20 protein-coding genes and 2 pseudogenes are annotated in these 24412 nt (G+C 53.2%); all 22 read right to left on the bottom strand.

The window, feature by feature from the left end; genetic code table 11:
* Positions 1 to 94: 94 nt before the first annotated feature.
* On the bottom strand, positions 95 to 1105 hold the full coding sequence (locus FFS60_RS07795; RefSeq protein WP_137821641.1) for a glycosyltransferase family 4 protein: 1011 nt from the start codon (positions 1103 to 1105) through the stop codon (positions 95 to 97).
* Complete coding sequence (locus FFS60_RS07790) at positions 1102 to 2064, bottom strand: SDR family oxidoreductase (RefSeq protein WP_137821640.1); 963 nt, start codon at positions 2062 to 2064, stop codon at positions 1102 to 1104. Before FFS60_RS07790 ends, FFS60_RS07795 begins: the two co-directional genes overlap by 4 nt.
* A 19-nt stretch (positions 2065 to 2083) precedes the next feature.
* Positions 2084 to 3211: a non-hydrolyzing UDP-N-acetylglucosamine 2-epimerase gene (gene wecB, locus FFS60_RS07785; protein ID WP_137821639.1), complete on the bottom strand. Its 1128-nt coding sequence runs from the start codon at positions 3209 to 3211 to the stop codon at positions 2084 to 2086.
* Positions 3204 to 4214 carry a polysaccharide biosynthesis protein gene (locus FFS60_RS07780; RefSeq protein WP_137821638.1) on the bottom strand — a complete coding sequence of 337 codons (1011 nt, stop codon included), beginning with the start codon at positions 4212 to 4214 and terminating at the stop codon, positions 3204 to 3206. The genes wecB and FFS60_RS07780 overlap by 8 nt, the downstream gene beginning before the upstream one ends.
* A gap of 30 nt (positions 4215 to 4244) precedes the next feature.
* Entirely contained in the window at positions 4245 to 5102 is an 858-nt protein-coding gene (locus FFS60_RS07775; protein WP_137821637.1) for an SDR family oxidoreductase, read from the bottom strand.
* The gene (locus FFS60_RS07770) at positions 5102 to 6334 is read right to left on the bottom strand and encodes a glycosyltransferase family 4 protein (RefSeq protein ID WP_137821704.1); all 1233 of its coding nucleotides are present in this window, start codon (positions 6332 to 6334) and stop codon (positions 5102 to 5104) included. The genes FFS60_RS07775 and FFS60_RS07770 overlap by 1 nt, the downstream gene beginning before the upstream one ends.
* Before the next feature lie 2 nt (positions 6335 to 6336).
* Positions 6337 to 7602, bottom strand: a complete 1266-nt coding sequence (locus FFS60_RS07765; RefSeq protein WP_137821636.1) for a glycosyltransferase family 4 protein — start codon at positions 7600 to 7602, stop codon at positions 6337 to 6339.
* A 294-nt stretch (positions 7603 to 7896) separates the two neighbouring features.
* Positions 7897 to 8982, bottom strand: a complete 1086-nt coding sequence (locus FFS60_RS07760; RefSeq protein WP_137821635.1) for an EpsG family protein — start codon at positions 8980 to 8982, stop codon at positions 7897 to 7899.
* 129 nt (positions 8983 to 9111) lie between these two features.
* Positions 9112 to 10527, bottom strand: coding sequence for an oligosaccharide flippase family protein (locus tag FFS60_RS07755; protein ID WP_137821634.1), 1416 nt, complete (start codon positions 10525 to 10527; stop codon positions 9112 to 9114).
* Positions 10524 to 11654, bottom strand: coding sequence for a dTDP-4-amino-4,6-dideoxygalactose transaminase (rffA, locus tag FFS60_RS07750; protein WP_137821633.1), 1131 nt, complete (start codon positions 11652 to 11654; stop codon positions 10524 to 10526). Before rffA ends, FFS60_RS07755 begins: the two co-directional genes overlap by 4 nt.
* Positions 11641 to 12213, bottom strand: coding sequence for an acyltransferase (locus FFS60_RS07745; protein ID WP_137821632.1), 573 nt, complete (start codon positions 12211 to 12213; stop codon positions 11641 to 11643). Before FFS60_RS07745 ends, rffA begins: the two co-directional genes overlap by 14 nt.
* A gap of 4 nt (positions 12214 to 12217) precedes the next feature.
* Complete coding sequence (locus tag FFS60_RS07740; protein WP_137821631.1) at positions 12218 to 13243, bottom strand: TDP-N-acetylfucosamine:lipid II N-acetylfucosaminyltransferase; 1026 nt, start codon at positions 13241 to 13243, stop codon at positions 12218 to 12220.
* Positions 13240 to 14103 carry a glucose-1-phosphate thymidylyltransferase RfbA gene (rfbA, locus tag FFS60_RS07735; RefSeq protein WP_137821630.1) on the bottom strand — a complete coding sequence of 288 codons (864 nt, stop codon included), beginning with the start codon at positions 14101 to 14103 and terminating at the stop codon, positions 13240 to 13242. The genes FFS60_RS07740 and rfbA overlap by 4 nt, the downstream gene beginning before the upstream one ends.
* Positions 14104 to 14116: 13 nt before the next feature.
* Positions 14117 to 15175, bottom strand: coding sequence for a dTDP-glucose 4,6-dehydratase (gene rfbB, locus FFS60_RS07730; RefSeq protein WP_137821629.1), 1059 nt, complete (start codon positions 15173 to 15175; stop codon positions 14117 to 14119).
* Positions 15176 to 15179: 4 nt separating this feature from the next.
* Complete coding sequence (locus FFS60_RS07725; protein WP_137821628.1) at positions 15180 to 16292, bottom strand: DegT/DnrJ/EryC1/StrS aminotransferase family protein; 1113 nt, start codon at positions 16290 to 16292, stop codon at positions 15180 to 15182.
* The gene (wbpD, locus tag FFS60_RS07720; protein ID WP_137821627.1) at positions 16293 to 16877 is read right to left on the bottom strand and encodes a UDP-2-acetamido-3-amino-2,3-dideoxy-D-glucuronate N-acetyltransferase; all 585 of its coding nucleotides are present in this window, start codon (positions 16875 to 16877) and stop codon (positions 16293 to 16295) included. It lies immediately after the preceding gene.
* A gap of 7 nt (positions 16878 to 16884) precedes the next feature.
* Positions 16885 to 17835 carry a UDP-N-acetyl-2-amino-2-deoxy-D-glucuronate oxidase gene (gene wbpB / locus FFS60_RS07715; RefSeq protein WP_137821626.1) on the bottom strand — a complete coding sequence of 317 codons (951 nt, stop codon included), beginning with the start codon at positions 17833 to 17835 and terminating at the stop codon, positions 16885 to 16887.
* Between the two features lie 74 nt (positions 17836 to 17909).
* Positions 17910 to 19214: a UDP-N-acetyl-D-glucosamine 6-dehydrogenase gene (gene wbpA / locus FFS60_RS07710; protein WP_137821703.1), complete on the bottom strand. Its 1305-nt coding sequence runs from the start codon at positions 19212 to 19214 to the stop codon at positions 17910 to 17912.
* A 55-nt stretch (positions 19215 to 19269) separates the two neighbouring features.
* Positions 19270 to 20159 (bottom strand): annotated as a pseudogene (locus FFS60_RS07705) (MBL fold metallo-hydrolase RNA specificity domain-containing protein).
* A 225-nt stretch (positions 20160 to 20384) separates the two neighbouring features.
* Positions 20385 to 21683, bottom strand: coding sequence for a Wzz/FepE/Etk N-terminal domain-containing protein (locus FFS60_RS07700; protein WP_137821625.1), 1299 nt, complete (start codon positions 21681 to 21683; stop codon positions 20385 to 20387).
* Positions 21684 to 22333: 650 nt separating this feature from the next.
* Complete coding sequence (locus tag FFS60_RS07695) at positions 22334 to 23605, bottom strand: Wzz/FepE/Etk N-terminal domain-containing protein (protein WP_137821624.1); 1272 nt, start codon at positions 23603 to 23605, stop codon at positions 22334 to 22336.
* Positions 23606 to 24139: 534 nt separating this feature from the next.
* Positions 24140 to 24412, bottom strand: a pseudogene (locus tag FFS60_RS07690) (calcium-binding protein); the annotation flags it as partial.

Raw genomic sequence — 24412 nt, 5'->3', positions numbered from 1 at the left:
TCGCCATCAAGAACCCGGCGTCCCCTCCTGGCTCTTACAGGCGCCGACGCCCGTGGGGTGTTGTCTAGAAACAACTAACGCGGACAGCGTGATTCTACTCCCGCTGCCCGGCCTTGAACCTTACCGCCAACCACACCAATGGCAGGTAAGCCACGAGCAATCCCAAGGCGCCGTCCACTCCACCCAACCCGACCCAAAGCGCAATCGGCAGCAGCCAGAAAAGGTTCAGCACCGCCACCGCCAGCGTCACCGGCAAGTGTTTGCCAAATTGGCGGGATGCGTACTGGTAAGCATGGCTGCGATGCGCCTCGTACACCTTGTCGCCCCGCAGAAGCCTGCGAAACAGTGTCCAGGTGGCATCGACGATGAACACCCCCAGGAGAATCAACCAACTCCACAGTAATTGTGGCGCCACCCAGGCCGCCTGCAGCGAGAGCACGCCCAGCGCAATACCGAGGAAGCCACTTCCGGCATCCCCCATGAAGATGCGCGCTGGTGGGAAATTCCAGAACAAGAAGCCCGCCACCGCTACCGCCAACGACAAAGGCGCTAGTGCCGCAATCCCCTCGCCTAGCAACAGATAGAGCAACGCGCCGCCCGAGCACACGCAGATCGCCTCGACACTGGCGATACCGTCGATGCCATCCATAAAGTTATACAGATTGAGCAGCCAGACCAGGTAGAAAGCTGCGAGCGCATAACCCAGCCACCCCAACTCCAGATCGAAGCCAAAGATCTTCAGCGGCGGCAAACCGCCCAGCCAGCCCAGTGCCCAGCCAGCGCCGATGAAATGCGCCAATAGCCGCCAGCGCGCAGCGATATGCCCATGGTCATCGAGAAATCCAACCAAGGCGATCCACGCCCCCGCCCCCAGCAACGCCCACATTACCGGCCATGCCAACACGCCGATCGACGCCAACAGCGGCAACGCCGCCAGAAAGCTGAGCACAATGGCCACCCCGCCCCCACGCGGCGTGGGCACCGAGTGCGAACTGCGTCCATTGGGAATATCCATCAAGCTGCGCGCCAAGGCATATCTGCGCAAGACACCCGTCAGGAAAAGAGAAACGCCGGCCATAGCCGGTAGCAGCCACCAGATGCTCATTGAGTTTGATGTTCCAGAAAATTCTCGGCCGTTTTGCGCAGCGCTGTATCAACGCTGACCGACGGTTCCCAACCCAATAACTCTCGTGTCTTGCTGATGTCGACCTGTAGCGAGCCGCACAACCGCTGGGAAAGCGCCTTCTTCCCCAGCATCGCCGCACCCGCTTCCAGCACCCAACTCGGCACCGGCAACAAACGGGCCGGCTTGCCCAAAGCGGTGCCCATTCTACGCAACAACTCAGTCGTCGAAAGATCCTCACCATCGCTTACCAGAAAGGTCTGGTTCGCTGCGGCAGGGTGATCGATACAGGTCACGATCAGATCGACCAGATTGTCCAAGGCCACCAGGCTGCGCCGGTTATGAATCGCCCCGAAAGGCAAAGGCACGCCCTTGTGCAACCAGCGCATCATGCTCAAGAAATTAGCCTTCACACCCGGCCCGTACACCAGCGTCGGGCGAATAATCACCACCTCCATCCCGGTTTCGGCTGCAATCGCGCGCAAACCCTGTTCAGCTTCCATCTTGGAAATGCCGTAAGGGTCCGCCGGTGCTGGTTGAGCATCGGCAGTGTAGGGCGTACCAACTGGCGTGCCTTCGCCATTGACCTTGATCGAGCTAATAAAGATGAAGCGGCGCACACCGGCGGCCGCGGCCTGACGAGCGAGGTTCAAGGTGCCGTCGACATTGACCTTGCGGAACTCGGCAAGTGGGTCGGACGACTGATCATGCATGACGTGGACGCGAGCGGCGCTGTGGATAACAGCATCTATGCCCTCCAGCGCTGTTCGCCAGTCGGTATCGGGCTCGAGCCCCGGAACCTGCAGGCACGTAACGGACTCGGGGAGCCCAGATACGGGCCTACGCAGTGCAGCGACCAGCTCCAGGTTAACCAGAGCCGACATCCTTTCCAGCAGTCCCCGGCCAACGAAACCGGTAGCGCCAGTCAACAAAACACGCATTGATATGCCTCGGGAATACTCAGGCTTTCGACCAGACAGTACGGTTGATGTAGTCGGTGTAACTGAGCACCACCCTGACCACCTGCTTGGATACCGGGCCGGCCTGGTAGTCCTTCACCACAGGGATCACGCGCCGGGCACGGTCATGCTGGCTGGTCACCACACGCACCGCATCCAGTACACGCTCCGTCTTCAGACCACTCATGATCAGCGTACCCTCATCCATGCCCTCTGGCCGCTCATGGGCATTGCGGATGGTGATCGCCGGCAGGTTCAGCAACGAAGCCTCTTCGGTAATGGTGCCGCTGTCGGATAGCACACAGAACGCCGACATCTGCAGCTTGATGTAGTCCAGCAAACCGAACGGTTTGACGAAGCGAATCAACGGGTGATCCAACGACTCGCCCAGTGCTTCCAGGCGTTTCCGGGTTCGGGGGTGCGTGGAGACGATGATCGGGTACCGGTACGTCTCGGCCAGCGCCCGCAGGGTCTCCAGCAAATCGCGCAAATTCTCGGGCGTATCGACGTTCTCTTCCCGATGGGTACTGACGATGAAGAACTTACCCTCCTCAAGCCCTTCGCGCTGCAGCACATCAGAGGCCTGGATACGCGGCATGTAGTAATCCAGCACTTCCTCCATGTGCGAACCGGTCTTGATGATGGTTTCCGGGCGAATCCCCTCTGCGATCAGGTAACGGCGCGCATGTTCGGTCAGAACCATATTGATATCGCTCAGATGGTCGAGAACCTTGCGATTCAACTCCTCCGGCACACGCTGATCGAAACAACGATTCCCCGCCTCCATGTGGAAGACGGGGATTTTCCGGCGCTTGGCCGCAATGACCGCCAAGCAGGTGTTGGTGTCGCCATACAGCAAGAGCGCATCGGGCTTTTCCAGCTCGAACACTTCATCGGCCTTAGCGATCACTTCGGCGATGGTCCTCGCCGCCGTATCGCCAGCAGCCCCCAGGAAGTGATCCGGCTTGCGAATCTCCAGATCATCGAAAAACACCTGGTTCAATTCGAAGTCGTAGTTCTGCCCCGAATGCACCAGCACATGCTGAACCTGCTTATCCAGCTCCGCGATCACGCGGCTCATCTTGATCAGCTCCGGGCGGGTGCCGACCAGCGTCATCACCTTAAGCATCGAGCTGCTCCTGAATGTAGTCCAGCTTGAGCAGTACATCCTTGATGCCTTGAATGCTCAGGCGCTCGGTATTATGTGAGGTGTAGTCGTCAAGTTCGGAAATATGCTGCTCGCCCTCGACGAAAAACTTCTTGTAGTTGAGGTCACGGTTATCCGCCGGAATTCGGTAATAACGGTCCATGTCCTCAGCCTTGGCCATTTCCTCACGGGAAATCAGCGACTCATAGAGCTTCTCGCCATGCCGAGTACCGATTACCTTCACCGGGTTGTTGCGGGAAAACAGCTCTTTGAGCGCCTGAGCAAGGTCCGCCACCGTCGAGGCGGGGGCCTTCTGCACAAAGATGTCGCCCTGTTCGGCATGCTCGAAGGCATGCAGGACCAGATCTACGGAATCTTCAAGCGACATCAAAAAGCGGGTCATGTTCGGATCGGTGACCGTCAGCGGCTCGCCGCTCTTGAGCTGGCTGATGAACAGAGGGATCACCGAGCCGCGCGAAGCCATCACGTTGCCGTAGCGGGTCGCACAGATAACCGGACCGGACTCTGGAATCATCCGCGACTTGGCGACCATGAGCTTTTCCGCCATGGCCTTGGAAATGCCCATGGCATTGATCGGATACACCGCCTTATCCGTGCTGAGCACCACCACGCGCTTGACGCCGGTGGCGATCGCCGCATTCAGCACATTTTCCGTGCCGATGACATTGGTACGGACCGCTTCCATGGGGTAGAACTCGCAGGAAGGCACCTGCTTCAGAGCCGCTGCATGAAAGATATAGTCAACACCGACCATGGCCTGGGAGACGCTGTCGTAATTGCGCACATCGCCGATATAGAACTTGACCTTGTCATTGGCCAGGGCGATGCGCATATCTTCCTGCTTCTTCTCGTCCCGGCTGAACACCCGGATTTCCTTGACATTGGTATCGAGGAAGCGCTTTAACACGGTATTACCGAAGGAGCCGGTACCGCCGGTGATCATCAAGACTTTGTCATCGAACATAAACAGTCACCACACTTGAAAATATAAAAATTAACGCTGGTCACGCATCATTTTGACCAGCTCGGGCCAAGCCGGGGGTAGGTAACCAGTGGCCTGACGGAAACGGGAAGAGTCCAACGAGCGATCGATACAGACTTGCTCATCTGGAGTGATCTGAATCTTGTGCCCATAGACCTCGGCCACCAGCCTGAGCAGCGACAGTTTGTCGATCGGCTCGACCGATACATGATAAAGACCATGCAGCTCGGGAGTCGGAATCACATAGTCCTTCATCACCCGAGCCAGTTCGACCGTGGGCAAGCCGGAGAATATGGCTTTTCTATAGCCCTTGACCGGACCAGTTTGTGAAAGAAACCAGTCGATCAACGAAAAGTTGGTGCCTAGCTCATGCCCGATGATGGAAGTACGCAGCGTAATCGCGTGCGGCACCTCATGCAGCTCGCCAATGAACTTCGACTTACCATAGAGATCTTCGGCATCCGACAGGTCGGCCTCGGTATACATCCCCTTACGGCCGGAGAACACACAATCCGTACTCACATGGATCAACCGCGCACCCGCCAACCCACAGAGTTTCGCCAACCGATGCGGCAGCATGGCGTTAATCGGCAAGGCCGAAAGCGGATCTTTTGCGTCGGCCAACTGCTTGATCAAACCGATGCAGTTGATGACGACATCGGGACGGGTACGCTCCAGCACACTGACCAGTCCATCCTGGTCGAGTACATCGACCCCAGTCAGCAGGCGTGCTCTGCTCTGCTCGGCGAAATACTGCAGCGCCCCAGCACTGCGCATTGTGCCCCAGACTTCATACGTCGGATCGTGGCTAAACGTTCTATATACGGCACCGCCCAGCATGCCGGTTATGCCCAACACCAATATGCGCATCAATATCGCCCCTTACCCTGAGCCTCAAGAATCTCCACCAGACGCGTCACCTGGCTGCTCATCTCGAAGTGTTCATTGAAATATGCCTTGCCCGCCAGTCCCATGGCTTGCAGCTCGGCAGCAGGTCGACTTTTCATGGAGCGGATCAATCCTGCCAACGCGGTAGGATCATCCGGCTCACAAGCCTCCCCCGCACCCGCCTCGGCGACGACCCGCGCCCCCTCGCCACGCAATGAAGCGATAACCGGTCGCCCAGCCGCAAGATAAGCCTGGATCTTGCTCGGTATCGTCTGGGCGAAGATTTCCTCATCCTTGAGCGACACCAGCAAGGCAGCTGCACGCTCGAAAATCTGCGGCATCGCCGCCATTGGAAAACGCCCAGGCAACAGCAAGTTATCCAACTGGTACGCCTGCTTCTGCGCCTGCAGCCAAGAGAGTCGGCTACCGCTACCGACGAGCACCAAACGAATCTCAGGATCGTCTTTCAACTGAATGGCTGCTTCGAGCAGCGTCTCGACAGCTTGGGCCGTTCCCAGATTACCCGCGAAAACAACACTGAAATGCTGCTCAAGCTCCCCGGCCAATTCGGGAGAAATCCTCTCCACAGCTTGGGCCGGCGCCTGTCCCCCCATTGAATTGGGGTAATAGATGATCTTTTCGCGCCGCGCATAGCGCGCCACGGGCTCGACGAATGCCCGGGATTGAACCAGCAAGGTATCGCACCCCGCATAAATCCCTCTGACGAGATAGCCAACCGCCTTGAGAAGATGTGGATGCCTGACGAACCCAGTGGCTGACAGACTCTCCGGCCACAGATCCTGAACCCATACAGCCAAGTGAGATTTCTTCAGCGATTTCAGAAGGATGGCCGGAATAACTTGAGTGATCGGGGACGGCGCAAAAACCAGTATGGCGTCGAACTCGCGCTTCCTCAGCAACCATGGAAAAAAAACAAGCCCGCAGAGAACAAACGAGAGGTAATTCAACATCAAATTGCCGGCACCGCCCTTGCCTCTTGGCCATAGCGGAACTCGGATCACTTCCACCGTATCCGCAAAAAGCTCATGCTGAATCCCACCCGCTCGATAACCAGGAAAAACCTCCCCGTCCGGGTAGTTTGGCTTGCCGGTGGCGACAACTACTTCATGCCCCTGCGCAACGAGCGTGCGCGCCACATCATTGATGATGAAGCTTTCAGGACTGAAATACTGAGAAAGTATAAGAATCTTCAAGGTCATTTCAAAATAGAGAGTATTTTTTCGTATTGAGATGCACGACTAAACTTTGATATATCATCTCGAGAATAAAGACCGGAAAAATCATGGTCTTTCAACTTTACAAGCTGCCTTACCACATCGTCTTCATTTTCGCTATCAGCACAAACACCAAATTCATGCTCTCTAACTAGCCTAGCACCTTCCATACCTCGCGGCGAAACACACAAAATTGGACGCCTAGCCGAAACATAATCAAAGAACTTACCCGTAACAATCTCCTCACTGTCTTTAACCTCCATATGAAACATCAATAAATAGTCCATTTCGGTCATTTTTTCTAAAGCTGAATCATGCGACAGACTCCCAAAAATTGAAACAAATGGAAAGTCATCCATATCCAAGCGAGAAAATCTGGCGGAACCATATAACTCAAGAATTATCTCAGTACCTGAAGCGCGCGCCTTCTCAATAGCTCTGATAATTGGTTCAATATTTCGGTAGCTATGCACCTCGTCATTAACAATTCCAAAATGTCCAATTCTCACAACCGACCCTGGGAGAGATTCAGGTTTTTCCAGTGCAATAGGCTCCCTCGGAAAGCCATTCATAACAAGGACGCCTTTACTTGAAATCCCATCAGCACACAGGTTAGTTAATTTTTCAAAAATAGGAGAGGAAGCATATGTTATATAATTCACCGAGTTAACTATGCGCCTTTCCATCCAGCAAGAAATTTTATTTCCGACGAAAGTTTTTTTTCTAAAGGTCACCCTCGAATTCCAACTATCACGGTAGTCAGCGACGACATTTACCCCCTTCCCAAACCGTGCTTTAAGCAAAAGACCAACCAACTGAATACTATGAGGGGGAGAGGATACGAAAACATTCTTAATGTTTTTATCAACAACCAACCGGGAAACCGCCTTAAGATATTTGAAGACTACAAATATCCCGGGATCAGGAATCATCAACTCCTCAAAAAACGCACGAGTCTTGACCATAAAACGCATCCGCCACGAAACTCTGCGCCCCCCACTCGAAGCAGACTCCTTGATACCACTCTGTATAAATTTTTTAACCGGATCCCGCAAATAAATAACTTCAACATTCCCTGAAAACGCAGGAAAACCTAAAGCTCCATAGTGCGCACCATCAGAAGTAACCACATAAACTTTGAAGCCATTCTTGCTCAAATAGTCGATTAAATACCAAACCCTAGCCACTCCACCCACTGCAGGCGTGTATGGCACAAAATGCTGACAAATAACAACTATACTATTCATAAGCAACCCACGCTAATATTTCTAAAATTCCTACAAAATCAACATCACAGCCAGAAAGCCAGAAAGCCAGAAAAACCTGCCAATCATAATCCACTCAAATTATGCGCCTCCCACCCCTAGAGAAAAATAAGTAGCTGTCAATTGCAAAGCATGACAGCGACCTCTCTCTGCCGGTCCTGCCCCCATATAAAGAAGGACATAAGAACCTTTGGTCATCCCCGTCAAAATTTACACTCACCCACAGAGAAATCCATTCAACTGCGCAGAAACCTATCAAAGCACGGAACAAAATTTTCAAGGAACAAGAGACTCACCAACGTCCTCATCAGCCCAATAAAATTCATAGGGAATATAGGTAGAGTGCAGTGAGTTTTCCAGATCGTCCCCCGCCGCTATTCTCTTCTCAAGCACCGAAACCTCATTGACAAGCCCATACATAAATATGGAAAAAACCAAGAAAACGGGAGCCCAGAAAAACAAATAATTCAATCTGGATGTCCTTGTGGACAGCTCCTCCAGAAGAAAGTAAAAATAAAGAAGCAACCCAATAGTCACAAGCCTATAGCCAATAGGATAAAATTCGTTAACAACCAAAGAAAGCAAAAGAAGACATGAAACCCATAGAAAAACAAAAGACACCTTACGCAAAACAAAAATCGAGACGAGAGTATTAATAAAAAACAGCGTTCCAGCCAAAGACACACCTGTCGAGCGCCCCGACATATAACTCTCGTAAGAGTGGTACTTTGCCACAAAAAAATCCAGATAATTATAAATAGCAAGCAACCCGACCAACAAAAAAACAGCAAGCACTAGAAAATACCTCAAACTCATACGAGTGAAAAACAGAGGATAAAAGAACAATACTGAAAAATGGAAACCAGGCGCTAACATTGCCGCAATCACCTTAATTCTATTTGACTCACTTGTAAGGGACACCAAAAGCAACATTGCTGCAATCGCCGCCCTCGTGATATTAAAATGAAAATTCAGATAGAAAATTAAAACATAACAAAAAAGAAACAAGTATTTACTACCACTCCTCTTATAAACCAACCATAGAAGCCATACCTGAAAAACAGACATCATTAAAAGATACAAAAATTTATTATCTATCACATTGCTATGCAGCGTAAGCAAAAGTACAAAAACAGGCTCCATCTTGGTTAAGTAATCACTTACCACCTCAGGACTCTTAAACTGCTCATAAAATAAAAAATATGAGATCGTATCAGACCCGACAAGCCCTCGCAGCCCCGCAAAACCAATTAAAAAGACGAATACAATATAAACAATTACCCTCGACTGATGAACTGGCACCCTGCTAGCAAAAAATATCAGGCCGGATAAAAAACAGAAGAAACACAAATAAACAAACATAGATAATCCGCTATAGAAACAATCTAAGGCAATACATTCCAAACACTAACTATGCACAAACATCCCGCACAAAACAATTGTCAACCACAGCGACATAGTCAAACTTGAGCATCAGTCGGAGCTCAACACTTAAGCCGTAGAATTGGATCTCGTCAGCTTCATGAAAACCACTTTAATAAGTTTCTTATTAACAATTCCGTTTATCAGCAACAGCAAAAACCAAGAAAAAACAAATCCCAAGTAGAGATCGTGTCCCATCAAAACGAAGAGCACTGAAATGACCAAGCAAGCCAGTGTCATCGAGTATAGCCTCAAGCGAGGTATTGGCCGCCATACCCGGCACGAAAACTCCGTGCGACAGAAAAAAAACGCCCAGAACGCAAAGGCTGTCGATATGGCTGCGCCTGCCGCCCCATAAGTAGGGACAAGCAAGTAGTTTCCTACGAAATTTACCAAGACTGCGATAATCGAAGCCATCATTGCATAGCTGCTTTTCCGCGCAATACCCAGTCCGACTCCTGTTGCTTCCGAAAGGGTGTAGAACAACGGATAAGCCATGCAGGCCACCAGAATATATTGAACGCTTGCGTACGAGGGTGGTAACAAATAGGTGATGATCCAGGAAAAGAGTCCGGCCAGCGAGAATAGGGTAACCACGGCAACCAATACGTACTCCGTAACCTGGTCGATCTTTTCCGTATTGATGCCTTCTGCAGCCCATTTGTAGACAGTAGGTGCCCAGACGGTCGAGAAGATGCTCTGAAAAATGACAGCGGCCGCGGCAAAGCTGGATGCCACTGAATAGATACCCAACTCTTCGAAGCTGGAGAGGCTACGCAAAAAAACCTTGTCCATAGCCGTCACCCCCCAGAAGGCGGCTCCGCCCATTATCAGAGGCGCGCCAAAACGCAGCATGGCTTTCAGCTTTTCTGTATCTACTTTCTGACTTAATGCTGCCAACCACTCCTGGCGGGTATTCCAGCCATAAATCAGAGTAACAGCCGCAACTGACAGCGCCTGAGCTATTACTAGATAGAGAAGATCAAAGCCAAATGAAAAGAGGATGTAAATTCCGATGACAGAAAGAAAAAGAAGCTTTGGTAAGACTTGGCTCATCGAAAATGCCAAGCCCCTTTCCTGCATGCGCAAGATCAAGGACAAGAAACGCGAGACAAATGCGGCCAGCCAGCACAATGCGACCAGAACGCTGATCAGCGCACTGTCCACGGAAAAAAGAGCTTTGGAAATAAAACCAGGCACTACAAAGCAACACGCCAAGCCCATAACAAGTAGTAGCAATCCCGGCAACAAGGCAGCCTTGAACAGCGCGGGCTTATGTCCCGATTCGTGGTAGTCACGTACATACGCCTGATCCAGCCCTAGACTGAATAGCAGGACGCAGAAACTGGAAACTACCTGTAGCATGGCGATTCGGCCGATATCCTCAGCCGAATAGAACCAGGTAATGATCGGTAGCGTGATAAAGCCTAAAGCTGCCCCCCCGATGGGACCAACGGCAAAAGAGGCAACTTTTTTTACGTTCAAGCGAAAAACTCTAGGACCGAGTCAACAACCTGTTCTCTTTCACACTCTTGCATACCATACCAGATAGGCAGACGAATCAAACGCTCACTGTCCTTGGTTGTATAGCGATCCTCACCGTGGAACCGACTGAACTGCGGGCCAGCAATAGCTGAATGAAGCGGGACATAATGAAAAACACTATATACCCCACATCTTTTCAAACTATCAAGCAAGAGCGTTCGCTCATCAAGGTTGCTGACCTTTAAATAGAACATGTGTGCATTTTGAACACAACCTTCCGGTATTGACGGTAGCGTGATTTTTCCATCGATGGCTAATGGAAGTAGTGCCTCGTAATATGCATTCCAAAGTTTCAAACGGTTCTGATTGATCTCCTCAGCCTTCTCTAGTTGCCCCCACAGGAAAGCTGCCTGAATATCACAGGGCAGATAGCTGCTACCGATATCAACCCAACTGTACTTGTCCACCATCCCACGAAAAAACTGGCTGCGATTAGTGCCTTTCTCTCGGATTATTTCGGCGCGATTTACGAAGCGCTCATCGTTAATGATCAGCAACCCACCCTCACCGCCACTGGTGTAGTTCTTGGTTTCGTGGAAGCTGAAGGCCCCCATATGGCCGATACTGCCCAAAGGGCGACCTTTGTATGTGGCCATCATGCCTTGGGCAGCATCTTCAATGACAAAAAGCTGGTGACGGGAGGCAATCTCCATTATGGCGTCCATCTCACAGGCAACGCCTGCATAATGGACAGGAACGATGGCTTTGGTCTTAGATGTAATCGCCGCTTCGATCAGGCTTTCATCAATATTCATGGTATCCGGGCGGATATCGACGAAAACGATCTTCGCGCCACGCAAGACAAAGGCATTGGCTGTACTGACAAAGGTGTAGCTTGGCATGATGATTTCATCACCAGCTTGCACATCGATAAGTAACGCTGCCATCTCTAGCGCGTGGGTGCAGGAGGGCGTCAGAAGTGCTTTTTTGCATCCTAACTTTTCCTCAAACCATGTCTGGCAGCGCCTGCTGAACTCCCCATCACCCGAGATCTTCGGGCTGCGCATCGCAGCAAGAACATACTGTTCTTCGTTACCAGTGTAGGGCGGTTTGTTAAACGGAATCATTGGAAATCTCTTCTAGAAATTTTTGTTCCAGCGCAAGTAGATCTTGCTTTCTTTCCTTGACCCTGCGTGCCGGATTGCCTACATAGACGCCCCACGGCAGGGTGCTTTTATTGACCAATGTCATAGCTCCAACAGAGCAACCTTCAGCAACATGAACCCCTGGAAATATTATAGAACCCGCGCCAACAATCACGTGCTTACCGAACATTACCTCTTCGAAAATCTCCCTCTTAAATTTACGAGGAATTAAAGAGTTCGTCAGTGTTTCGCCGCTGTAATCATCCGACTGAGAAAAAACTTTCACACCGTATGCCAGCGTACAGAAATCAGAAAAAAATATACCTGGAACTCCACCAGCCACCAGACACATTGGTGTTATGTGGCAGAATGCACCAATTCTAACCTTACCTGATATGACACAAAAATCATCGATCCTAGAGTTATCTCCAACCTCAATTTGATCGGCGTTATAGATGCTTGCCTTATCACTTATTTTGACATTTATACCAAGACGTCGAAAACCCATCTGCTTGAGCTGCTCATCTGAGTAGTAAGCCATGAATTTACCCCTCAAATATTTGACTTAGCTGATCAACTATTATTTTTTCGGAAAAATTATTTCTAATCGCCGCACGATTAGACTTAACAAAATGCTCATCCATTGAACTCAGGTCAAGCTCTGAACTCTCATAGATTTTCACCCCTATTTTCCTGAACATTGCCCACGGAGTGATATCACTTCTCATGTAAACTTTCTTACCCATCCCCAAGAGGGTAATAATATTTCCCATCGCTTGCTGGCGCTTGTGATTGAAAATAGCAATATCAACCTTTCCGAGAAAATCCAGATACTGATCGAATGGCATAAAATCAGTCAATGGTTTGAATTTATCCCCAAATCTTTCCTTACCCACCCTTATCACAGATTGGGCATACTCAGTATTACCATAGGAAAGAGGGGCATAAATTACGATATCCTCATCACGAAACGGAGTAAGCCTCTCAAGAATCTCGAGGTGATTATTGCTTGAGTCTGCCGAGTTGCCGACCTGAATATTGATTGTCCTGTGCGACTCGCTTTTTATAGCGTACTCTCGATATATATTACTTGTATACATAAGGCATCGACAATGCTTGCCTGTAGCCCCATACCAATTACGCGCCAACTCCACATCACCTTCGACATAGGTAATCAAACAGCCCATGCGTTTAATTACAGGATGGCGAAAGAACTCTTTTAGCCTCCACTTCCAGCTACGCGGACTCAGTTCATAGGCGTATAAATCGCCCCCCCACATCATCCAGTAGCATTTTCTTAAAAGCCAAGGCTGCAGAGCCAGCAGAGTTACTACATAAAAATCAAACAGACCATGAATAATTATTTTATCCGCACGATATACAGCCCGAATAAAATCCAAAACCCAGACCACTCCTACCGAAGCCTTGTTATTTATTGTAAAGTCTTTCGGCCATTCATTTACCGGCACGTGACTCAATATAGAATGCTGTGCTGGCTCAAACTCTTTCTCTATGAGTTTAAAGAACGATTTTGTGAATGTCTGAGGATCAGCAATATGAAGAATTTTCATTTTATTAGGGAGAGAAGGTATTGACCGTAGCCGTTCTTGCTTAAGGCTTTACCGATTTGCTGCAAGTCGTCGGCACTTAGCCAACCGTTATAAAAAGCGATCTCTTCGAGGCAAGCCACTTTATAGCCTTGGCGCTTCTCGATGGTTTCGACAAAGTGAGCAGCTTCCAGCAGGCTTTCATGGGTACCGGTATCGAGCCAGGCGAAGCCGCGCCCAAGCACCTGGACGTTGAGATCGCCACGCTCCAGGTAGGCCTGGTTGATGCTAGTAATTTCCAGTTCACCACGATCGGAGGGTTTTACCTGCTTGGCGATCTCGACTACGTCATTGTCATAGAAATACAGGCCAGTCACTGCAAAGTGGGATTTGGGCTTGAGGGGCTTTTCTTCGATGGAAACGGCGCGATTATCGGCATCGAACTCGACCACACCAAACCGCTCCGGATCCTTGACCTGATAGCCAAATACAGTGGCACCAGTCTCGCGCTGAGTTGCATTGCGCAGCATGGGGCTAAAGCCTTGGCCATAGAAAATGTTGTCGCCCAGCACCAAGCAGACCGAATCACCCCCGATGAACTCTTCGCCAATGATGAAAGCTTGCGCCAGTCCATCGGGGCTGGGTTGTACGGCGTAGCTAAGCCGAATACCGAACTCGCGACCATCGCCTAGCAGACGCTGAAAACCACCGATGTCGTCCGGGGTACTGATCAACAGGATGTCACGGATGCCGGCGAGCATAAGCACCGACAGCGGGTAATACACCATGGGCTTGTCGTAGATCGGCAGTAGCTGCTTGGACACACCCTTGGTAATAGGGTAAAGCCGGGTGCCCGAGCCACCGGCGAGGATAATGCCTTTCATATATTGCCAGTCCTTATGCCGGGGAGCCGAGGCGTTCGCGTTGAGAACTGCCGTCTTGCACGCGGCGACACCATTCCAGATTTCTCAGGTACCACTCGACAGTCTTGCGGATACCGGATTCGAAGGTTTCCTCTGGCGTCCAACCCAGTTCTCGCTGGATCTTGCTGGCGTCGATGGCGTAACGCAGATCGTGGCCAGGGCGATCCTGAACGTGCGTGATCAGTAAGGCATGCGGGCGGTGCGGCGAGTCAGGACACAATTCATCGAGTAATTCACAGAGGGTATGCACGACCTCGATGTTCTGCTTCTCGTTGTGGCCACCAATATTGTATGTCTCCCCCACTTTGCCCTCGGTCACCACTCTGTACAAGGCACGGGCGTGGTCCTCCACATAGAGCCAGTCGCGCACCTGATTACCTGTGCCGTAAACCGGCAGCGGCTTGCCGTCCAGGGCGTTGAGGATCATCAGCGGGATGAGTTTTTCGGGGAAGTGATACGGCCCGTAGTTGTTCGAGCAGTTGGTAACCAACGTCGGCAGGCCATAGGTACGACGCCAAGCGCGCACCAGGTGATCGGAACTGGCCTTGCTCGCCGAGTAGGGCGAGCTAGGGGCGTAAGGAGTGGTTTCAGTGAACAGCTCTTCTGGAGCCTCCAGATCGCCATACACCTCGTCGGTGGAGATGTGATGGAATCGGAAGGCTGCCCTGCGCAGATCATTCATCCCTAGCCAGTACTGACGGGCCACTTCCAACAATATGTAGGTGCCAACGATATTAGTCTCAATGAACGCCGCTGGGCCGTCGATGGAGCGATCCACATGGGACTCAGCCGCCAAATGCATGACCGCATCTGGTTGATGCTCGCGGAACACTCGCTCTACTTCAGCACGGTCACAGATATCCACTTTTTCGAAAGTGTAACGCTCGCTGCCACTGACTTCAGACAACGATTCGAGATTGCCGGCATAGGTCAATTTGTCGAGGTTAACCACACTGTCGTCCGTGTTACGGATAATGTGGCGGATGACTGCCGAACCAATGAAACCGGCGCCACCGGTTACGATAATTTTCATTCTACTAAACCAGGCTCTGCACGATTCTCTGGATCACTTCAGCATCCATATACGGATGCATTGGCAAACTCATCACCTGTTCTGCCACCTCATCACCTACCGGTAAACGAGCTGTCCTATCAGCCACCGCTGGCTGTTTATTCAATGGAATAGGGTAATGCACTGCGGTGGGAATGCCGGCCCTGTTCAGTTTTTCCTGAACTGACTCACGATCATGGACACGAACGGTGTACTGGGCGTAAGCGCTGGTGTTGTGTGGTTCGATGTGGGGGATGGCAATGACGCCAGAAGCACCGCTCGCAGCGAAAGCATCACCCCCATTGGCGAGCAGTAGCTCGCTGTAGCGGGCAGCGACCTGCCCGCGCAGGGTGACTTCTTCTTCGAAGATATCCAGCTTAGGCAGCAAAATGGCAGCCTGCAGGGTATCGAGACGGCTGTTCACACCCACTCGGATGTGGTGATAGCGGCGATCCTGGCCGTGACGGGCAATCTGACGCAGAATCGTTGCCAACTCCTCGTCGTTGGTGAAAATGGCCCCGCCATCGCCATAGCAACCCAAGGGCTTGCTAGGGAAGAAGCTGGTGCAAGCGATAGTGGTCAGGTTGCAGGAGCGCATGCCCTTGTAGGTGGCCCCAAAGCTCTGTGCAGCATCCTCAATCACCGGAATGCCGTATTTGGCAGCAATAGCGTTGATAGCATCGAAATCGGCACACTGGCCATACAATGACACAGGGATAATCGCCTTGGTACGCGGCGTGATGGCGGCTTCCAGCAAATTCGGATCGAGATTGTAGGTGCGCAGGTCGATATCCACATACACCGGCTTCGCCCCCAGCAGGGCCACCGTTTCAGCCGTAGCAATGTAAGTGAAGCCGGGGGTGATGACTTCGTCGCCTGGACCAATCCCTAAAGCCATCTGAGCGATCTGCAAGGCATCTGTTCCGTTGGCACAGGTGATGCAGTATTTAGCGCCGGTAAAGGCAGCGAGTTTTTCTTCAAGCTCGACGACTTCCGGACCAAGGATGTACTGGCCGTGGGCCAAGACGCGCTGGATGCCGGCGTCGATTTGCTCCTTGATACGCGCTTGCTGTGTTTTGAGGTCAATAAATTCAATCATTTATCGCGCGTCCACTTTGCTCAAGGCTTTGCCGTTCAGTACATAGCAAGCACCAACATGCGGACAGGTTACCGCCCCCTGCCCCTCCAACGGCAAGTCGAGTTGTTCACCGAACTCACTCATCCAACCGATTTGTCGAGCAGGTACACCGACCATCAGCGCGTAGGCAGGTACATCTTTATTAACAACCGCTCCCGCACCAACAAAAGCGAACTCACCAATCGTCACGCCACAGATAATGGTGCAGTTGGCTCCCAAAGTAGCGCCGCGCTTGATCAAGGTGTCGCGATACTCACTTTTGCGCTCAATTAGCGAGCGAGGATTGTAGACATTGGTGAAGACCATGCTCGGCCCACAGAACACGCCGTCTTCCAAGGTGACGTTGTCGTACACCGAGACATTGTTCTGGATCTTGCAGTTGTCACCGACCACAACCTTATTGCCGACGAATACGTTCTGACCAAGCGATACGCCTTTGCCAATGCGTGCCCCGCTACAGACGTGAACAAAATGCCAGACCCGTGAACCTTCACCGATCTGTGCGCCATCGTCGATGATGGCGGAAGGATGCACCTGATAGCTCATGGATGCCTCAGCGGCTCAGGGTTTTGAGGAACGGGTGGCCTTCATCGTTCTGCACACCGGCAATAGCAGCGGAGCGAATGGTATCCACGGTCTCGACACAGTGGCGAGCGTCCTCTATGCCATAGCCACGCCCAGCAAGAATTTCCTGATAACTGGTGGTGTGAAGATCGGTGAAACCTTCGGAAAACTCTAACTCCTCGCCATTGACGGTGATCGAGCGGTAGGTCGGTTTCTTGCCTTTGACCGCATCCGGCAGATCGTTTGCGTCAATAGAGAGAAACCAGCGCACCCGCGCTTTTTCGTATTCGAGATAACCCGCTGCCTTGTACTCATTGGTGAAGTGCACGACGTTGCGCTGCAGCTTGCCAAAGATGAAGTGAAGCATGTCATAGAAATGCACACCGATATTGGTGGCCACGCCGAAGGACTTGCGCGGGTCGCCTTTCCAGCTTTCCATGTACCACTTACCGCGCGAGGTAATGTAAGTCAGCTCTACATCGTATTTGTGCTCGCTGGCTTCACGAGCTACTTTATCCTTAAGTTCGAGGATTGCCTGGTGATGGCGCAGTTGCAGGATGTTGTAAACGCGCTTTCCGGTTTCCTTTTCGACCAAGGCCAACTCATCGAGTATCTCTGGGGTAGGCACCAGCGGTTTTTCACAAATCACATCACATCCCAAACGCAAACCTGCCGCGATATGCGCATGGTGCAGGTAGTTGGGCGAGCAGACAGCTACATAGTCCAGCGCTGTAGCTGGATCGCGCTTCAACACCCAGGCATGCTCGATAAAGCGCTCGAACTCGGTGAAAAACTCGCTCTGCGGCGAGATGCTGTCGATGATGCCGACCGAATCGTTAATGTCATAGGCGGACACCAACTCATTACCGGTGTCTTTGATGGCGCGCATATGGCGGGGAGCGATATAGCCGGCAGCGCCGATCAGAGCGAATTTTTTCATAATTATCCTTTGTGAAACACTACAACCCGGAGTCCCTTGACAGGAATTACCGGGTATTCGTAGACAGCGAGTAATCAGGCTTTGATGATGTGAGCCTGCGGAGTACGGTATTTACCGCGGCTGTCGACAACCAGACGAGCGTGCTGCTTGATCAGTTCGTAGTCGAATTTGTCGTGATCGGTGGCCAGTACCACGGCGTCGAAACTCGTCAAATTTTCCGCAGTCAACGGTTCGCTCGACAGATTGAAGTGGTGCTCACGCATTTTCGGGAAGACTGGTACATGAGGGTCGCTGTAGGCCACCACGCTGCCTTTTGCTTCGAGCAGCTCCATGATCTCCACAGAAGGTGACTCGCGCATATCGTCCACATTCTTTTTGTAGGCGATACCGAGAACCAGCACCTTGCTACCTTTCAATGCTTTGCCATTGTCATTGAGGCCATCCATCAACTTGCTGACAACGTATTCAGGCATGGCCTGATTGACCTCTCCAGAGAGTTCGATAAAGCGCGTGTGCAGCCCATATTCACGAGCCTTCCAAGTCAAGTAGAAGGGATCGATAGGAATGCAATGACCGCCCAAGCCGGGACCTGGATAATAAGGGGTGAAACCGAATGGTTTGGTAGCAGCTGCATCGACCACCTCGAAGATATCGATGCCCATACGGTCGGCGACGACTTTCATCTCGTTGACCAGTCCGATATTCACTGCCCGATGGATATTTTCCAGCAGCTTGGTCATTTCCGCTGCCTTGGTGGAACTGACCGGTACGACCTTATCGATAGCATGCTCATAGAGCGCAACACCGACCTCGAGGCAGGCTGGCGTATGACCACCGATCACTTTCGGGATGGTACGGGTTTCGAAGTCGGGGTTGCCCGGGTCTTCGCGTTCCGGGGAGTAGACAAGGAAGATGCTCTCACCGACACGCAGGCCACCTTCTTCGACGCGGGGTAGCAGCTCTTCTTCAGTAGTTCCCGGGTAGGTAGTGCTTTCCAGCGAGACCACTTGCCCTTCCCGCAGGTAAGGCTTGATGGCATCGGTGGTATTGATCACAAAGCTCATGTCCGGCTCGCGGTATTTGTTCAGCGGCGTCGGCACACAGAGGATGAGCGCATCACACTCGCTGGCGCGATGAAATTCGGCGGTCGCCTCAAAACCACTCTGACGGGCACTGGCAATTTTTTCACTCGGAATGTGCTCGATATAGCTTTGGCCGGTATTCAGCTTGGAAACCTTGCCTTCATCGATATCGATGCCCAGCACGCGGAAGCCGATGGCGTTGTAACGCAGCATCAGAGGAAGGCCGACATAGCCTAGGCCGACAATGCCGATGATGGCTTCTTTGCTCTTGAATTTGGCGATGCTCGCCTGCTTCATGCCTGACATCAGGTAAAACTCCGGTTGGATTTTCGTCTCGATATTGATCGAGTCTTCAGCTTGGGATGGTTACCTGCAAAGGCAACCTTTTATTCGCATAGGCACCTTGAAGGCGCTTGGCCGGTATGTTTCTCGCGGCCGGCTCGCCATGCACAATCCTCACCTCGGACAGCCACTCACGCATTCGCGTAAAAAAATACATCCGCCCCTTCTGGTCCGCATGGGCCGAATAGCCGCCTATAGTATGGATTTGAGCGCGAATGTCACAGCGTTGCCCGTCCAAATCTGCATTGCCGCCACGCGGACCGTAGGCTTGGATGGTCCGGCCCGCACTGCCTCGGGGCTGGTAGCCGACGAAGAGGACGTAGTGCCGCGGGTCGGACAGCATGGATTTCAGGCAATTGACAATTCGACCGCTCGTGCACATCCCGTTCCCTGCTATGACGATGGCCAGACGAGCGGTTTCCGCCAGGTCGCGGACCATCGCCAAGTGTGCCTCATGGCTATCGACGGTTAGCAACTGCTCAAAGTCCAGCGGTTTGCGACCTTGTTTCACTTGCTGGAGCGCTTCGTTATCCCAGAAGGGCTTGAAGTCGCGGTAGACCTGTTTCTGGTCGCGACTGAAGCCGAGCTTGAAAGCGTCTTCCAGCACGATGGGCTACAGCTTGGCAGAGGGTTCGCCACAGAAGAACGACCCCTTGCTACAGACGGCCAACAGGTAGGAGATGCCCCGACGCGATCGATGTGCAGATGGGTGGCGACCAGGGCCTTGATCGTGTCCATGAGAAAGTCGATAGCCAGGCGATCAGCGCCGGATTTGCCTTCAGGCGAAGTTTCCGCGCCCTGGAATAGGCCGCAGTGGATCAGCAGACCGTGCCGGGCATCCATCTGCAGTTGGTGACAGGAGCCGGTGACGCCTTGATGGGGGATATCGGGGTAAACCATGTGGTCTATCTGTGTTAGTCCGTTAACGATGCCGACAGGTAGAACTGCCGGGGCTATTCCTTGCTTTTGGCCACGTGTTGACCTCAAAAGCGGGTAGAATCTGCTTGCTTATGAATCTGTGTGGAGTGCGCGCTACGCGCAACGCTTGGATTTCGGGCCATGGTGCGCACGGCGCACCCTACAACAGATCGCCAGCAAGCAGACTCCTACAGCTAATGTGCCGACTCAAGCCGCATGCGTCAGAGCGAGAGCTTCGGGTTTACGGCGCAGCATATTGCGCAGAAGGGCGATGAACAGGCCGAGCATGCCGCCGAGCACCACGCCTAATGCCAGGATCAGCGCTTTCTTGGGCTTGATCGGCTTCAGGGGTTCCACGGCGACCTGATCGATCGATACCAGCTTGAGATCGGCTACGTCGAAGTTGAGGTTGCGCAAACGTGCCGCCTCCTCACGCCAGATGGCCAAGTCCTTGAGGAACAGGTCTTCGTTTTCACGCTGGTTGAGCACTTCGACCTGGCGGTTGCGCGCCAGCAGTTGCAGCTCCTTGGCGATCTGCGCGATGCGCGGCTCAGTGAAGTCGTCGGAGCGGCGCTGGAGCAAGGCGTTGCGCTCGGCCTCCAGGGCCTCGCTGCCCATAAAGTAGAGCGGTATCTGCTGGTTATTGACCTCGGTGCGGATCACACTGCCTTGCGCTACGCGCTCACCCTCGCCCAATGCGGAAGGTGTGGTGGGCTTGCCGATACCCAGCGCCTTGGCAATGCGGATCGCTTCATCCAATTGGGTGATGCGGTTGTCACGGCTGGCCTTGAGCTGTTGGCGCAAAGCCTTGAGTTCATCTTGCAGCTTCGCACGCTTGAGGCTGTCGGCCTCGAGTAAGGCGGCGATCTTGACTTCCTTGCTCGCTGCGTAGTTGGCGCGGGCCGCGGCGATCTTCAATTCGAGCTGATTCAGGCGGTTCTGGATCAGCGCTTGCAGATCGGCGGCGATCCGCCCGCGCTCCGCCTGTATGGCATGCTCGACCAGGCCATTGACCAAGGCTACGCCATCGACGCCCTCCGGGTAGGTCAGTTGAACGCCAACATAGGCGCTCAGGTTGTCGGTCTTTCTCGGGTCAGGCTGGAGCATCTTGAACGCCACCCGATTGAAGCTTTCGAAGGTTTGCTCGAGGCTGCGATTGGGTTGGCGTAGGGCCTCGAACAGCCCCAAGTTGGCACGAAAGAACGCCAGGCGACTGTCATAGGACTCCAGAGTTGCACCAACGCGTCGCATGGCTTGTGCCGGCTTCAGCTCGTAAACGCCAGTGCGGTTCAAAGCATCGAGATCCTTGATCGACGCCGGGCGCAGCACAGTTTGCACCTGGTATTCAGGTGTGGCGAGGAAGGCATAGGCGGCCGCTGCCATAGCAACCAGCAAAGTCACCAGGCCAACGAGCAGCTTCTGCTCCCAGAGCGAATGAATTAATGCGGCCAGATCGATTTCGTCGCTCAAGGCCTGTTGTGCGGCGGGAGGAGAGATTGCATTCACAGTTAAGATCCATCTTTCAAAAAAGGTAATTCTGGGCGGCCAACTAGTGTGCTTTCTCGCAATGATCCATTGCTCAAGCAGCGGCGGCTGAACTGCGTAGGGTGCGCTGTGCGCACCACTGGCAATCGGGTGCCTGGTGTGTACGGCGCACCCAACGAGCGGGCGTCACCTCAACGGCAGTTTTGAGACAACACACAGGCGGACAACGGTCCTTGGAGTTTCTTGCCTTCCCTTTTAGCCTAACGCTGTTCGCTCTAGAGCTGCAGGGCGTTAGGCGTATTGATGCGCCCAGCAGCAGAGATTGGCCGGCATTTTGCCTGCAATGTAGGACATTACAAGTCCTTACAATCAATTTGCAGTTGCTGACAGACGAGCGGGAACTTTTCTACATGCATCATGGTCGCTACGCGCCGTGTATTGACCTCTGGCTCCGTCGGTGCACAGCAAGGCTCGATATGCGCGCCGCGGATGGTGAATGCATTGGCCGCGGGGAGCGCTGCCTGGAGGGCGGGGTGATCCCGACTTGTGGGAGGCCCAACCTTTCTGTTGGGGCTTCAGCCGCGATGCTTTCAGCGCATTGAAGGTCAATCGTGGCTGAAGCCCCCCACGCAAGCCTAGCGTTGAACCGATCTATCATGGTTGACGCGACACTACGGTGTTTCCCGCGCGCGGGGGCGTAACAGATTGCGCAGCAATGCCACGAGGACACCGAGCATCAGGCCGGCGACGCCGCCCAGCCCGAGCACCATCGCTTTCTTCGGCTTGACCGCGGAGAGCGGTTCGAGTGCCAGCTGGTCCACCCTGACCAATTGCAGGGTACTGGTATCGAACTTGATCCCCTTGAGTTGAGCCGCCTCCTGGCGCCATTCCGCCAGGCTCTTGAGGTACAGGTCTTCGTTCTTGCGCTGTTCGAGGACTTCTACCTGCCGGTTGTGGCTCAACAGGGTCAGTTCCTTCTCGATCTCGGCTATCCGAGGTTCGCTGAAGTCGTCGGAACTACGTTCGCTCAGGGCCTGCCGCTCGGCCTTCAAGGCATCTACTCCCATGAAGTACAGCGGAATGTCCCGACTGTTGACTTCGGTGCGGACGACTTGTCCCTGGCGCTGCGCGTCGGCCATGGCCGAGGGGGTGGTGGGTTTGCGGATACCCAGCGACTCGGCTATCTGCATGGCTTCGTCGAGGCTTTTGATGCGGTTCTCCCGACGTGTCTTCAACTCGCTGCGCAGCGCTCGCAGCTCGTCCTTCAATTGCGCCCTGCGCAAGGCATCCTGCTCGAGCAGGCCAGCGATTTGCGCCTGCTTGCTCGCCTCATAGCTTGCCCGAGCAGCCCCGATCTTTTGCTCGAGGGCAAACAAGCGGTTGGCTATCAACACTTTCAGGTCTGTGGCTATGCGCGCCCGCTCCGTTTCCTGCACGGCGGCAACCAGCCCATTGACCACCGCCACCCCATCGACACCCTTGGGATAGGTCAGCGATATACCGACGAACTCGCTCAGGCTATTGGATTTCTTCGGGTCGACCTGCAACATAGTGAACGCAGAGCGGTTGAACGCTTCAAAGACCTGTTCCAGCGAACGTCCAGGCTCCACCAGCCCAGTGAATAGCTGCTGGTTGTCGCGGAAGAACTCGAGGCGGCTCTCGTAGGAAGAGAGCCCCGCCCCAACACGGCTCAATGCTTCGGCCGGGGTCAACTCATAGACGCCGGTGCCATTCAACTCATCGAGACTGCCCCGATCCACCGGACGCAACACGCTCTGCACCTGGTACTGCGGCGTGGCCAGGAAGGCATAGGCAGCCGCCCCCAAGGTGACCAGGCAGGTAATGGCGAGAATCAGGTACTTCTGCTGAAACAGCGATCGAAGGAGCTCGCCCAGATCGATTTCATCATTGCTATAGCTGGGTTGCTGCGGTTGGTTAGGCATAGGTTGGTTGGGATCCGTCTAAACAAAGGTCTATCGCCTGATGTGCGATCACTTTCAAGTTCCTCCTTGAGCACACTGCCCCCTCTTGGGCAGGCAATAGCAGGCACATCCCTTGCGCCCAGCGGGGTGTGACAGTCGTTTGGCCGCTTTGTTCGCCGCCCCGCCGCTAATCCTGGGTTGCCGCACCCAATCAATTATTTTTCTCATTTTATACGAAGCCGCGTGCTGCCTCGACGTGCGCCATTGCGACTGTAGCCTCAACGGTATAGGCAACTAGGGTGCTGACTGGATTTGTAGGGCTCCTATATAAAAGCCAAGCGCGCCGTATTCCTGTAGGAGTCACGCCCCGCGGCAAATGCAGCCGGTACGGCTGCCCGGCGCCCGTCACACCGCAGCGCTTCGTTGGCAAGCCGGCTCCTGCACAGGCACACGGTCGCCACAACCGAACCCTCAGAAACAAAAATGCAGCATGGGGCGACGCGTCGCCCCATGCTGCAGTTGCTGATGCCTCGTTCCGATTTGCTGGCGGCCTCCTTATACCGCCAGGGTAAAGTCTGTTTGGGTGATAGTGGTGGCATCGTTGATGCCAACCAGGCGGATGGAGCCGCCACCGACCGACACCAAGGTATCCGCGCCGACATCGGCGATGGTCACGTTGGCGGCGAAGTTCGCAGCGCTCACGCCCAGTGCGGCAATATTGAGCAGGTCCTGGCCTCCGGTTGGATTGGCATCGAAGCCTTGGATCGAGTCGTTGCCGAAGCCTGCGGCGAACATGAAGGTGTCATTGCCCGCACCTCCGATCAGGAT

Source organism: Pseudomonas sp. D(2018), from assembly GCF_005502555.1.
Classification (GTDB): domain Bacteria; phylum Pseudomonadota; class Gammaproteobacteria; order Pseudomonadales; family Pseudomonadaceae; genus Metapseudomonas; species Metapseudomonas resinovorans.
This window is presented reverse-complemented; position numbering and strand designations above follow the sequence as displayed.